Origin of the sequence: Sphingobacterium sp. UBA1498 (assembly GCF_002325125.1) — a bacterium.
In the GTDB taxonomy this organism is placed as follows: Bacteria; Bacteroidota; Bacteroidia; order Sphingobacteriales; family Sphingobacteriaceae; genus Sphingobacterium.
Map to the genome: position 1 here is coordinate 159,980 of NZ_DCRG01000023.1, position 14,422 is coordinate 174,401.

10 protein-coding genes are annotated in these 14,422 nt (G+C 39.8%); 7 read left to right on the plus strand and 3 right to left on the minus strand.

The features are described 5' to 3' along the window. The first annotated feature begins 202 nt into the window (after nt 1-202). The 3 genes from B3139_RS13900 (at nt 203) to dnaK (ending at nt 5,800) form a co-directional block, all read left to right on the plus strand. Complete coding sequence (locus B3139_RS13900; RefSeq protein ID WP_293884064.1) at nt 203-2,890, plus strand: TonB-dependent receptor; 2,688 nt, start codon at nt 203-205, stop codon at nt 2,888-2,890. After that, nucleotides 2,883-3,764 (plus strand): GLPGLI family protein, encoded by an 882-nt coding sequence (locus B3139_RS13905; protein ID WP_293884066.1) that lies wholly within the window; start codon nt 2,883-2,885, stop codon nt 3,762-3,764. Before B3139_RS13900 ends, B3139_RS13905 begins: the two co-directional genes overlap by 8 nt. 131 nt (nt 3,765-3,895) lie before the next feature. Next, nucleotides 3,896-5,800 carry a molecular chaperone DnaK gene (gene dnaK, locus B3139_RS13910; protein WP_293884068.1) on the plus strand — a complete coding sequence of 635 codons (1,905 nt, stop codon included), beginning with the start codon at nt 3,896-3,898 and terminating at the stop codon, nt 5,798-5,800. 117 nt (nt 5,801-5,917) lie between these two features. Here the strand turns inward: dnaK and B3139_RS13915 are convergent, their stop codons facing one another. The 3 genes from B3139_RS13915 to B3139_RS13925 all read right to left on the minus strand — a co-directional run bounded on the left by B3139_RS13915 (nt 5,918) and on the right by B3139_RS13925 (nt 9,285). Beyond that, nucleotides 5,918-6,601, minus strand: a complete 684-nt coding sequence (locus B3139_RS13915; protein WP_293884070.1) for a TIGR02117 family protein — start codon at nt 6,599-6,601, stop codon at nt 5,918-5,920. Between the two features lie 96 nt (nt 6,602-6,697). After that, nucleotides 6,698-7,609 (minus strand): sugar phosphate nucleotidyltransferase, encoded by a 912-nt coding sequence (locus B3139_RS13920; RefSeq protein WP_293884072.1) that lies wholly within the window; start codon nt 7,607-7,609, stop codon nt 6,698-6,700. 134 nt (nt 7,610-7,743) lie between these two features. Further along, nucleotides 7,744-9,285: a helicase HerA-like domain-containing protein gene (locus tag B3139_RS13925; protein ID WP_293884074.1), complete on the minus strand. Its 1,542-nt coding sequence runs from the start codon at nt 9,283-9,285 to the stop codon at nt 7,744-7,746. 234 nt (nt 9,286-9,519) lie between these two features. Between B3139_RS13925 and B3139_RS13930 the strand changes: the two genes are divergently transcribed. The 4 genes from B3139_RS13930 (at nt 9,520) to B3139_RS13945 (ending at nt 14,279) form a co-directional block, all read left to right on the plus strand. Next, nucleotides 9,520-9,792 (plus strand): hypothetical protein, encoded by a 273-nt coding sequence (locus tag B3139_RS13930; protein ID WP_209578090.1) that lies wholly within the window; start codon nt 9,520-9,522, stop codon nt 9,790-9,792. Between the two features lie 234 nt (nt 9,793-10,026). Then, entirely contained in the window at nt 10,027-11,568 is a 1,542-nt protein-coding gene (locus B3139_RS13935) for a SulP family inorganic anion transporter (protein WP_293884078.1), read from the plus strand. Nucleotides 11,569-11,777: 209 nt separating this feature from the next. Further along, on the plus strand, nt 11,778-12,425 hold the full coding sequence (locus tag B3139_RS13940; protein WP_209578088.1) for a carbonic anhydrase: 648 nt from the start codon (nt 11,778-11,780) through the stop codon (nt 12,423-12,425). Nucleotides 12,426-12,608: 183 nt separating this feature from the next. Beyond that, nucleotides 12,609-14,279, plus strand: coding sequence for a glutamine--tRNA ligase/YqeY domain fusion protein (locus tag B3139_RS13945; RefSeq protein ID WP_293884080.1), 1,671 nt, complete (start codon nt 12,609-12,611; stop codon nt 14,277-14,279). Nucleotides 14,280-14,422: the final 143 nt, after the last annotated feature.

A 14,422-nucleotide genomic window follows, 5' to 3' on the forward strand; every position in this document is an offset into this window, starting at 1 on the left:
TTTTACTTCCAACTTTCTCAACATACCTATCGGCAACTATCTGTATTGAATGCAATAAAAATAAAGATTTTCTAAAAACTTCCATTAAAATAACAAAAAGCTGCTACCCTCCGGGGGATATACCAAAGATTTTACATTCAGAAAAGATATTTTACATTTATTAACGATTAAGTAAATTATATTTGAAGGATAACACCCGTACATGAAAAGATTAGTTGAATTATTATTTTTGCTATTTATCCTCATCAACAGTGCTTACTCGCAAATAAACATCAAGGGGAGGATTCTAGACAAGGCAGATGATAAACCCCTGACCAATGCTTCTATTATTTTATTGAACCGCGATTCAGTTCTCCGTTATTTTAACCGCGCCAATGAAGAGGGGAGATTCCAGGTTAAAAATATTAAACCGGGGAGCTACATCATGCTGGCCTCCTACCCTAAATTTGAACTCTATAGCGATACGATCCAAATTGCAGACAAAGATCTGGACTTACACGATATCAAAATAAATTCCCAAAGAAACGTTTTACAGGAGGTGATTGTGACCCGTCGTCTTCCAATTACACTCAAAGGTGACACCATAGAATATGACGCCGCGAGTTTCGCGACGGAAAAAAATGCCAAACTGGAAGATTTACTGCGTCGTCTACCCGGTTTCACCGTGACGGGAGACGGAACTATCACGGCTCAGGGAAAATCAGTACAAAAAGTATTTATTGATGGGGAGGAATTTTTTGGTTATGATCCTAAAATAGCCATTAGAAATGTACGAGCAGATGCTGTCGACAAGGTACAGCTTTATGAGAAAAAATCTGAGGAGGCCGAGCTTTCGGGCATCGACGATGGCGTAAGGATCCAAACGGTTAATGTTGTGCTTAAGGAGAAAGCTCGAAAAGGCCTATTTGGGAACATGGAGGCATTAGCGGGATCCCAAGGACTATATGCTGGAAATCTGTTCGCTGCCAAATTTAACAAGACCGAGCGTATTGGAATTACTGCCAGCCACAATAATATGGGAAGTTCAAGTGGTCGTGAGGGCTCTTTACGGATGAACAATCAAATTACGGGCGAACCACTGAACACAAACCTTGGCGCCAACTATGATAATCAGTTCTTCAAAAAAGCCCTAAAAGTAAATGCCAACTATGGTTACGACGACAATAGCAATAAGAACCGTTCAGAAACTTACAATAAAAACGTGCTGCCAGACGAGTCTATTCAAGAAAAAAACACGAGTACTAATAATGAAAGGCACAGCCAAAGTCATGATTTCCGTTCAAACATCAGCATGCGACTGGATTCCACGCAAAGTATCGAACTCCAATCCAATGCCAGTTGGGAAAATACTTCGCAATTTAACAATACAAACAGCAACACAAGCGATGGATTGGCTAATCCAATCAGTGACTTTAGGGAGAATAATCAGTCGAATTCTTCAAACTCGAACAACAATTTTCGCTTAAACTATAGAAAGCGGCTAAAACCGGGACGCTCTTTAAATGTGATGATCGGCAACAATCACAAAGAATCATCTTCAGAAAGTAAAGTCAATTCACGAACCTATTTTTATAAAACAGCAGATAGCACCATTATCGACCAAAATCGACAGGGCTGGAATAAGGGCAATAATTTCACTTCGTCCATCAACTTGAATAACCGAATCAATGCGTATATCAATGTTGCCTTGGGCTATAGTTTTAATCATTCAAAAAACACCAATACGCAAAATTCAATAAACAATATCACGCAGCAGTTTGATTCACTTTACTCTCAAAATCAGGTGGACAATAACACTAATCAAGGAGTTAATGTCAACTTTTCTTACCGCAAAGAAAAACTGGAAATCAATTTTTCAAACCGAACTTTCTACAAGAATCAACAGCTGAATGATAGCTACAGGGCCATTGATCTTGCCCGTAACTTTTGGGATAACAATTTAAATATTGACGCCAATTATCGAATTTCAAACAGTAGAAATATACGATTAGCTTATCAGAGTTCAAATATTATACCGTCGTTTGATCAATTACAGCCACTTCAACCCCAAACCAATCCTTTGTTCCAGCAAATTGGTAATCCCGATCTTAAGCGCGCAGTTAGTAATAATATTTCGGCCAATTATAATGCTTTCAGTTTATTGAAAGGAACAAATATTAATATCAACGGGAGCTTTTCTTTTGTCAACAATCCTATTGTTAACAAAACCACCATATTGGACAATTCGGCTCAAATCAGCACTTACGAAAACCTGTCCGGCAAATCCAGCTGGAATAGCACTCTGAATATCAACCACATGCAACCTTTAGCCAATCGTCGTATCAACTTTAACAAGAGTGCAAGCGTCATATTTAATAATAGCTATAGCTACACCAAATTTGAAGGTGGTCAATCCAGCGGCGAATTTCTGCTGAACAATGCAAAGAACACCAATTTTAGCGTAGGTTCAAGCTTAAATGAACAAGACTCAGAGGGATTTGACTTTGACGTTTCTGTAAATACCGGATTTAATATACAGCAAAATTCGATCAACACGCAATATAATGCGACAAGTTTTTTGGGGGGAACGTCAGCCTATATTAAGTACTTTTTACCGAAGAAATTTAATATCATGACCAATATTTTCTATAGCTATACAGGCCCGACTAAGCTTTATAAAAAATCAATCAATCAATTTTATGCCAATATTGAATTGGAGAAAAAAGTGCTAAAAGATGAGAGCATGACGCTTAGTGTAAAGGCTTTTGACATTTTCAACACATTTAATAATACACGCCGTAGTGCAAGTGACACCAACTATTCCGAATCCGTTCAACAGGTATTAACACAATACTTTCTGATCGGCGTGAAGTGGGATTTTAACAAATATCTAGGGAAAGGAAATGATTAAAAAATTATATTTAACTGTAATTATCTGCTGCTTGTTTGGGCTGTCCATTCAGGCACAATATGCTTATTTTGGAAGCAGGGGCACGATCAGTTTTGATAAAGTCACGTATACAAAAGCGCGCCTGCGACAGATGTCCAACGACATAAATTCGAAAGGAATGGACAGAGGCGCAGGAATAATGGAATATTTGGATAAGGTACCTGATTCGCATACAGAAAAATTGAAATTCTACTTTGATGAGAATTCAACCGTACTGATGCCCGAGGAAAGCGCGGAAAGTGACAAGAAAAATGCTGAAGTGAAAATGACCGCACCTAAGACTATTTCTGCCAATGGTCGGGGCGGTAGATTTCAAGGGGCGGCTCGATCTGGCGCAAGCCCGAGAGGACAATTTAGAGGTGGAGCTAAAAATGGCAAAGTGCTTTATCAGGATCTGAAAGCTGGCACCGCAGATATTCAGCTCGACATTGACGAGAAATACATTCTTTCGGAAACATTGGACAGCATTACTTGGCGGTTCACAGAAGAATACCGAAATATTGCTGGTGTAAACTGCCGCCGGGTGAATGGTGCCACCAAAGACTCACTTTACCTTATTGCCTACTATTCGGAAGAAATTCCTGTTTCAGCAGGACCAGCCTTAAGCCATGGTCTCCCGGGGATGATAATAGGTCTCGTGATTCCTGAAATGCATATTCAATACTGGGCTACAACTATTGAATATACCAATAAACTTGTGCCTGCTGACTGGCGAGATAAGAAATCGAAAAAAATGAAACTTAATGAATTCTCGGAAATCTTTGGCAGATATATGCCACGCAATCGACAAAACGAGTCAGCAAAAAAAAGGATTTTAGAGCAATTGGTGTATTGAAAATGTCAGTTTGGCAGTACCTAAAGACAAATAGATGACAAATAGTGATTTTTTTTAAAAAAATTTGGATTGGCATAAGGGTTGATAATAGAGTGATAGATTTGTTTAAGTAAAAAATTAAAACACAAGATATGTCTAAAATTATAGGAATTGACTTAGGTACTACAAACTCATGTGTTGCCGTAATGGAAGGTAACGAGCCTGTAGTAATTACGAACAACGAAGGTAAACGTACAACTCCTTCGATCGTAGCTTTCGTAGAGGGTGGCGAGCGCAAAGTTGGGGACCCAGCAAAGCGTCAAGCAATTACTAACCCACATAAAACTATTTATTCCATCAAACGTTTTATGGGACTTTCATACGATGAAGCTGTGAAAGAAGCAGAACACGTACCTTATAATATCGTTAAAGGTGACAATAATACACCGCGTGTAGAAATTGACGACCGCAAATATACACCACAGGAGATTTCTGCTATGGTTCTTCAAAAAATGAAGAAAACAGCAGAAGATTTCTTAGGTCAGGAGGTGACTGAAGCTGTTATTACAGTTCCTGCATACTTCAATGATGCACAACGTCAAGCAACAAAAGAGGCTGGAGAAATTGCTGGTTTATCAGTAAAACGTATCATCAACGAGCCAACAGCTGCAGCTTTAGCTTATGGCTTGGACAAAGCACACAAGGACATGAAAATCGTTGTTTTTGACTGTGGTGGTGGTACTCATGACGTTTCTGTACTCGAGTTAGGTGACGGTGTATTTGAGGTTAAATCTACTGACGGTGATACGCACTTAGGTGGTGATGACTTTGATAACGTAATCATCAACTGGTTGAACGAAGAATTCAAAAGTGAAAACAATGGCTTTGACTTGAAAAAAGACCCAATGGCATTGCAACGTTTGAAAGAAGCTGCTGAGAAAGCGAAAATTGAATTATCAAGCTCAACTTCTACTGAAATCAACCTGCCATATATCACTGCTGATGCAACTGGACCAAAACACTTAGTTCGTTCATTATCACGCGCTAAATTTGAGGCTTTGGCTGCTGACTTGATCAAGAGAACAATTGCTCCTTGTGAATCAGCATTGAAAAATGCAGGTTTCAGCAAATCCGATATTGATGAAATTATCTTAGTAGGTGGTTCTACTCGTATCCCGGCAATCGTTGATGCGGTAAAAGCATTCTTCGGAAAAGAGCCTTCTAAAGGTGTAAACCCGGATGAAGTGGTAGCTTTAGGTGCTGCTATCCAAGGTGGTGTATTGACCGGTGAAGTGAAAGACGTTTTATTATTGGATGTAACTCCACTTTCATTGGGTATTGAAACAATGGGTGGTGTGATGACTAAATTGATCGAAGCAAATACGACAATTCCAACTAAAAAATCGGAAACATTCTCTACTGCTTCGGATAATCAACCATCAGTAGAAATTCACATTCTACAAGGTGAGCGTCCTATGGCAAACCAAAACCGTACAATCGGCCGTTTCCATTTGAACGATATTCCACCTGCTCCTCGTGGCGTTCCGCAAATCGAAGTTACTTTTGACATTGATGCGAACGGTATCATCAAAGTGTCTGCGAAAGATAAGGCTACTGGAAAAGAACAAAATATCCGCATTGAAGCATCTTCAGGTTTGTCTGACGAAGAAATCAAACGCATGAAAGAAGAAGCTGAAGCCAATGCTGATGCCGACAAAAAAATGAAAGAAGAAGCTGATAAGGTAAACGCAGCTGATGCTTTAATCTTCTCAACTGAAAAACAATTGAAAGAATATGGCGATAAAATTTCAGCAGATAAAAAAGCACCAATTGAAGCTGGCTTAGCGAAATTAAAAGCTGCATACGAAGCGAAAAACTTCGCTGATATTGACGCTGCTTCTGAAGAATTACAAAATGCTTGGAATGCTGCTTCTGAAGAGATGTATGCTGCTTCTCAAGGCGGTGCTCAACAGCCTCAAGGTGATGCAGGACAAGCTCAAGGTGGAAACCAAGGTGGTGATGATGTAACTGACGTCGATTACGAAGAAGTGAAGTAATCACTCCTCCTCATAAAAAAAGCTCCGGGAACATTAATCCTGGAGCTTTTTTTTATTTTAACCCTTTCGCTTTTCTATTTCTTAACATTCAACGACTACTTTTTTATGCGCTTCGAGCTATTGCTTGTTCTTATAGTGACTTAATATTCCTTTGTCGAATGTAGCCCATATTCCTGCCGGCATATCCGCCTTCTTTAAAGCATTATTTGTCCAGGTATTGCAGGAATAAAACATACTATACGCACCTTTCGCTTCATAAAACGCATCTGAATCACCATATTGTGCATTTGTATTCACTAAAATAGCTTGATTTTGATTTCCGTCTAACGATTGTTTGATATACTGTACCAAATCATGGTATTGCGATCTACTGATCTGATAAGAAAAACATAATTCATCTTCCTGAATGGTATTGTAATAGGTCACATGAATGGCGGACTGGCCTAATCCGAAAGCAGCGATGAATGCTGTGGAGACTTTTAGATCCTTCCATTCCGGCGTATCCAAATAAAACCCTTTGTCCCCCCAGCCGATCCCAACATACTGATATCCGTGATGTTTCCCGATCGTATTTTCATAAGGAAACAATTGCGACCAATCCATCTCTTCGTTGACGACCGGTAACACAATATCGGTATGAACACCATTTGATTTGACAAAGACCTGCACTGTCCTATCTACGTTGATTTCTCTTCGCTGCGCTGAAATGCGCGACAAACTGTATTCCGCCACAATATAAAGCACGCAATAAGACAACAACCCTAAAATAAAATAACCTAACACTTTAAGAACTTTTTTCATCTAAGATCTATTTCCACTCATTAATCAAGCAAACAGGACAAAAAAAACCTGCATTGCTGGCAATACAGGTGAAAGATAAGCTATTTCTTTTAGCTCTTAAAATAACTTTTCAGGATAGACTCCATCAGCAACCAATTTTGAAATTGATTCCTGTACAATAGGTTTATCCTCTTTATATGTTACACCAAACCATTTCGATGAAGTTGGAATTACTTTGAAATCCGCCAATTTATGTTTCACCATATAATCTGGTACGGAAGGTATAAAAAATTCTGCTTTTAAATTCTCTTTGTTTTCCTCGACAAAAGCAGGAAACATCGCTTGTGCTACTTCGAAAATTTTTGGTGTAAACCCCCAAAAGTTCATTGAAACACGCGTCTTTGGATCTAGATCCGTTTCCACGCCATTTTCTTCGTACACGATTTTGCGGTTATCCCCTTCGCCTTTGTAATATATATTTGTCCGTTCGGTTACACTTTGCATGTGTCCTGAAGGCGTCACCTCACATACACCACGCGAAACATAACCATAATCAGACATGGTATTTCCAACCTGAAAACCCATTAACGACATTTGTTGGTCAGAAACCTCAGTCGTTAAGAATTCAGCCATTTTTTGAAAAGAATCGGATCCGTAAAAATCGTCTGCATTGATAACACAAAATGGTCCATGTACCTTGTCTTTGGCACTCATCACCGCATGCGCTGTACCCCAAGGCTTAGTTCTCTCGATCACATGATTGACACCGAATTTCGTCAGGTCAAAATCTTGAAAAGCATAATCTACTTCTATTTTACCCTTCAATTTCTCATCAAATACTGCTTTCATTTTTTCCAGAAATTCTTCCCGGATAATGAATACAACTTTTCCAAATCCTGCGCGAATGGCATCGTAAATTGAATAGTCAATAATCGTCTCGCCGTGTGGGCCAAATCCATCTACTTGTTTTAAAGAACCATACCGGCTAGCCATTCCTGCTGCCAAAATCAAAAGGGTTGGTTTACTCATATTTAAATTGCGTTAATAGAATTTTCTTTTCGTGGGTAAACTTAGCTAAATTTGCCTTTAAAAGCAAATTTAGCTAAGTTCAGCTCTACCTTCAAAGGTATAGTATTGAAACGAAAAAGATCAAAAAATTATTGTTATTTCTTTTTTAAGAATGCGTTTAATAACCCCGTTGCCAATTTGCCCAAAAACTTCACGCCTTCACGCGCTAAAGTAGTTGTAGCAGTTCGTTGCGCAGCTTCCAAAGGAGTCTGTCTTCGGGAAGTAGGCCGACTTGCCTTTTCCACTTCTTTTTGCTGGGCCGCGTGCTGTTGTTCCTGCTCCACGGCCTGCATTCGTTCTTCTATGATTTCAGCCGCAGAACGATTTTCTTGCCGCTTTTGGTATTTAGCTTTTAAATCAGACTGATTGATAATTTGTAGGATTGTTGGGTCACTTGCAGGCCCCATCACGGCACGGGCAGGTATCAAATGCGTAGCAACAACCTCCGTGGGGATACCTTTATCATTCAATACGGTAATCAATGCCTGCCCCGTTCCCAAGGAGGTTAAGACCTGATCAATTTCATAAAAGTCGGATTTCGGATAAGTTTTAACAATCTTCTTTAAGTTTTCAGCATCGTTTGGTGTAAAAGCACGCAAGGCATGTTGCACACGATTTCCCAACTGCGCTAAAACAGATTCTGGCACATCGGTTGGGGACTGCGTACAAAAGAAAACCCCGATCCCTTTCGATCGAATCAGGCGAATGATCTGATCAACCTGTGCCAGAAAGGCTTTAGGAGCTCCGTTGAACAGTAGATGGGCTTCGTCAAAGAAAAAGACAAGCTTAGGTTTGTCCAAATCACCTACCTCGGGCATATTTTTAAACAGCTGTGCCAGTAAGCTTAACAAAAATGTAGAATAAAGTATGGGCTGATCTTGTACATCGGAGATATTTAATAAGCTAATCACGCCCTTACCATCCACCTTTTGAAACAAATCGTTGATATCAAACTCTTTCTCACCGAAAATATGCGCTAGGCCTTGCTGTTCCAATGCAACGATCTTACGTAAGATGGTTCCCGAGCTTGCTGTGCTAATCTTACCATAATCATTTTTTATTTCTTCGCTACCCGGTCCTTCCGAAAGGTAGGTAAGCAATTTCTTGGTATCTGAAAAATCGATCAAAGGCATTTGTTGATCTTGCGCATACTTAAAAATAGCCGCTAATACGCCCGTTTGCGTTTCATTGAGCTCCAGTATCCGGGCTAGCAAGACCGGCCCAAAGTCCTCTACAGTAATCCGCATAGGAATTCCCTTGTTGCCAGAAAGTGAATACAATTCAACGGGAAACGATGATGGCTCAAATGGTATGCCCACAGCACTTCCCCGATCAATAAGTGCCTGATTGGTCAGTCCTGGCTCTGCTAAACCTGACAAGTCGCCTTTGACATCCAGCATAAATACGGGTACAGCGGCATCCGACAACTGTTCGGCGATTAATTGTAACGTACGGGTTTTACCTGTGCCCGTGGCGCCGGCAATAAGTCCGTGACGGTTCATCATTTTCAAAGCTAAATTCACTTTTGCTTCAGTTTGAATTTCCCCATTGAGAATTCCTGCCCCCAAATAAATGAATGCTCCTTTTGGGTTATAGGATACCTTTACCTTCTCAATAAATTGTTCTTTATTTGCCATACCTAAGGCTTTAAGTTTATAAATCAATAAAAATTGAAAAACGTTTCATAAAAATAATCTCTTCGTCACAATTTAGTGCCAAAATATATTTTTTAGTGCACTATTAATTTGAATTTAACATGGAATTACTATTTTTACGATGTAAAACAGTAAGACTAAAGGTAATAAAAAATGTTAAATAAGCGGTTTAGATTTGTGGCAGCGTTCATTTGCGCGATCATCTTTTTCACAAAGATGGCTATATCTATTTCACCTATTTTTTCCAATAGTTTAGATCAAAGTACAATCTTACAGGTTGTTTTACAACTGGAAATCGAGAACAATAATGGCGCGAGTAATGATACACTCGAAACAGCCTCAAAATTTTTCAATACGAAGTCAGAAGAACCTATTGTATTCGAAACTATACTCGTTGAGAACCAAGGAAAACAAAAGAATTATCTTAAAAATGAGAAAAGCATTTTAGCTTTTCACCCTACGGTTCCAACACCCCCTCCTAACTTATAACGACATCCTATCGGGATGTTTTCCTCTCGACCTGCACGCGAAAGAAAAAGCGTGTACGGTATTCTTGATTTTTCTTAAGCAATCTTTGCTCTGGCATTATCGGTCTATTGTTGGCCTTTTGTTGAGTGCAACGCATACGTCGATGCTCCCAGCCAATAAGCCCTGTATCCGTTATTGCTGCCGCTATTATAGGTTGCTTGATGAAAACTTTATTTACAGATAAACACAAATTTTATGTTTGGAACTCGTACGTCGGCTTTTCTAAAATTATCGAAAAGAGACTTAAAATATGACTTCCCTGCTAGTGTTGTGGTGTTTTTGGTGGCACTTCCATTATGTTTGGGAATTGCAATGGCCTCAGGTGCGCCATTGTTTGCAGGATTATTGACAGGTGTAATTGGTGGAATCGTGGTCGCTTCCATCAGTAAATCACCACTCAGTGTAAGTGGACCAGCTGCTGGTCTAACTGTTATTGTCTTAGGCGCTATTCAAAGCCTAGGCGCATATGAAACCTTTTTACTTGCCGTCGTCATTGCTGGCATAATACAAGTCATTCTTGGAATATTAAAAGCTGGAATGATCGGCAATTATTTCCCCTCAGCGGTCATTGTAGGGATGCTTGCGGCAATCGGTATTACGATTATCATGAAACAAATTCCTTTAGCATTGGGTTTGGTGGAATCACACGCCTTTGAAATGGACAATGGACATGGTATTGGTGCTTATTTTGATACAATTGCCTCTGCAATCAACTTTGGTGCATTTATCATCTGTACGCTTTCTTTGGCGATTCTTATCTTTTGGCCATCGATTCCAAAGCTCAATAAAATTCCAGCCCCATTGGTGGTTGTAATTTTAGGTGTCAGCTTAGCTTACCTTTTCAACGGATCAGCATTCCAATTGCATGAAAAGCAATTTGTTTTGGTTCCGGTTGTAGGTTCCTTCTCCGAGTTCACGGGTTTATTTACACTTCCAGATTTTACACAGGTAGTGAACAAAGAGGTGTGGATTGCTGCGTTTACCATTGCGATTATCGCTAGCCTTGAAACCCTATTGAGCATCGAGGCTGTGGATAAAATAGATCCGTACAAAAGAAATACTCCAACTAATCGCGAACTTGTTGCGCAGGGGATCGGTAATATGACCAGCGGACTTTTAGGGGGCCTACCATTGACATCCGTTATCGTTCGCTCATCGGCAAACGTCAATGCTGGAGGAAAAACGAGACAATCTGCTGTTATGCATGGTATTTGGCTTTTGGTCGCTATGCTTGCTATCCCAACAATGCTAAATATGATTCCGCTAGCCTGTCTAGCCGCCATTCTCCTTCATACTGGGTACAAATTAGCAAAACCAAGCCTGTTCACCTCCATGTACAAAAAAGGTTTAGATCAATTTATCCCATTTTGTGTCACTATTGTTGCAATTGTTTTTACCGATCTTCTGATGGGGGTAGGAATAGGCATTGTCGTGGCAACATGCTATATTTTGAGAGCAAATATGAAAAATGCTTTTAAATACAATATTGAAAGAGACAATGAAGAAGATAAAGCTATCATTACTTTAGCTGAAGAAGTATCATTTTTGAATAAAGTCCCTATTCAACAAAAATTATACAGCCTCCCAAAATCGATCAGCAAGATCCGTATCGATGGGACATTCAGTAAGTTCATCGATAAAGATGTCATCGAAGTCATAAAAGATTTTGAACAGAATGCAAGAAGCAAGGGAAAAGACATCGAACTTTTGCAGGTTGTCTATAAAAAACCTTCCTAGGACGAAGACCTTCTTTATAGATTACTGTACTTGGTTGGGCATCATATTGCATGAAAAGACTCGATTGGGACGGCAGGGACACTCATTGGGATCAGGAACGGATTTTCAATGAAAATAAGTTGTTTGAAGTAAACAATGAATTTAGACATTTGTATTCATTATCATAAAATAGAAACTACGCCTGCGGGCACGAGTGAAATAAGAAAAATATGGAAAATAAAGATTTAATAACAGGATTTGACAATATCATTAAGGGAAATAAAGAGTGGATGGAATTTGTGAAAAATGACGTAACAGGACGGTTCCAGCAACTTGCCAAAGGTCAGAATCCGGAAATTCTTTGGATCGGTTGTGCAGATAGCCGAGTACCCGCAAACGAATTGACTGGCACAAAGCCAGGAGAGGTATTCGTACACCGCAATATTGCCAACATGGTCATTCACTCTGATATGAGCATGCTTTCAGTATTAGACTATGCAGTCAATGTTTTGAAAGTAAAACATGTCATTATCGCAGGTCACTATGGCTGTGGAGGTGTAGCAGCTTCTCTAAGCCGCAAGCAGTACGGCATTATTGACAACTGGCTTGGCCATATCAAAGATGTATATCGTTTACATAGCGCAGAGATTGATGCGATCGAAGAACACGATAAAAAGGTAAATCGCTTAATCGAGCTTAATGTAAAAGAGCAAGTTTTTAATCTTTGTGCAACGTCCATCATTCAAAACGCGTGGAAAGAACGTAATGATCTTGCAGTACATGGCATGATTATCAATATCGGTACTGGAGAATTGATCGACCAACATTGTACGTTTACGAATAATGATGAACTGGGAGAAGTCTTCTCGTATAAATAGCGTAGTAATAAAAATCGGTTAAAGGGGCATTGCATAATATTGCCCCTTTTTTTTTGCCAGATCAAAAGGTTATTAACTATGCACATACTAAGCCATATAACACGCACATTCCACCGCTTATCCTGAGCCGAATATCTACGATCTCCTAGCAAATATCTCGTCGCGAATAATTAACTTTGCACTATGAGTGAAGAAAAATCATTAAATTTTATCGAGGAAATTGTCGAAGAGGATCTTCGTACAGGAAAGCATGGCGGACGTGTATTGACACGTTTCCCTCCTGAGCCAAATGGTTACCTCCACATTGGTCACGCCAAATCCATCTGCTTGAACTTTGGATTAGCACAGCAGTATAATGGCAAGACTAATCTACGTTTTGATGACACTAACCCTGTCACTGAGGATACTGAGTATGTTGAAAGCATCAAGAAAGATATTCAATGGCTTGGATTCCAGTGGGCAGAGGAATTATATACTTCAGATTATTTTGAGACATTATACAGTTATGCCGTTGAGCTAATAAAAAAAGGTCTAGCATACGTTGACGATAGCACAGCTGAAGAAATCGCTGCCGCGAAAGGTACCCCTACAGAACCGGGAGTTCCGACGCCTTACCGCGGCAGGTCTGTTGAAGAGAATCTTGCTTTATTTGCAGAAATGCGTGCCGGTAAATACAAAGACGGCGAAAAAGTACTCCGGGCAAAGATAGATTTAGCTAGCCCGAATATGCATATGCGCGACCCTTTGTTGTACCGCATCAAACACGCTCATCACCATAGAACTGGCGATCAATGGTGTATCTATCCCATGTATGACTTTGCACATGGACAATCCGATTCTATCGAGAAAATTACACATTCGATCTGTACATTGGAATTTATCCCACACCGCCCACTTTATGATTGGTGTATTGAAAAATTGGAGATTTTCCCTTCTAAGCAATACGAATTTGCCCGTTTGAATATGACCTATACCGTCATGAGTAAACGCAAATTGCTGCAATTAGTTAATGACAAATTTGTTGAAAGCTGGGACGATCCACGTATGCCTACGATCTCAGGATTGCGAAGAAGAGGCTATACACCTGCGAGTATCCGTAACTTCTGTGAGAAAATCGGTGTTCAAAAGCGTGAAAATATGATCGATGTCAGTCTTCTGGAATTCTGTATTCGAGAGGATCTCAACAAAACAGCATGGCGCAGAATGGCTGTATTAGATCCAATTAAATTAGTCATCACTAACTATCCTGATGGCCAGGTAGAAGAACTTATCGGTGAAAACAATCCAGAAGTTGAAGGTGGTGAAGGCGCGCGGTCCATTCCCTTTTCAAAAGAACTTTGGATAGAACGCGATGATTTTATGGAAGACGCTCCAAAAAAATTCTTCCGTTTAGCTCCAGGACTTTCTGTGCGTTTAAAACACGCATATATCGTAACCTGTCACGATTTTGTGAAAGATGAAAATGGAAAAGTAACAGAAGTGCATTGTACTTATGTTCCAAATTCTAAATCAGGAGAAGATACTTCTGGGTTGAAAGTGAAAGGAACAATTCATTGGATCTCCGTGCCGCATGCGAAAGAAGCCGAAGTGAGATTGTACGACAGATTGTTCAATGATGAAAACCCTGCTGCTGCAGAAGATTTCAAAGCATCAATTAACCCTGAAAGCTTGCATATTATTGAACGCGCTTATATTGAACCGGATCTAACACATGCAACCCCGGGAAAAGGTTATCAATTTATACGACTGGGGTATTTTACATTAGATACACATTCTACCCCTTCCCAATTAGTCTTTAACCGTACGGTTACACTGAAAGATTCCTGGGGCAAAGAGGTAAAGAAAAATGCATAAAAGATTTATTCTTAACTAAAAGAGGTCGGAGGTGATTCCGACCTCTTTTAGTTTATAGTATGTCCTTTTACTAAATCTGCAGCCAGCTTTGACATTCTCCTTCCCCAAAAACCATTTATAAACACAGCCATCCTCTTCACAGC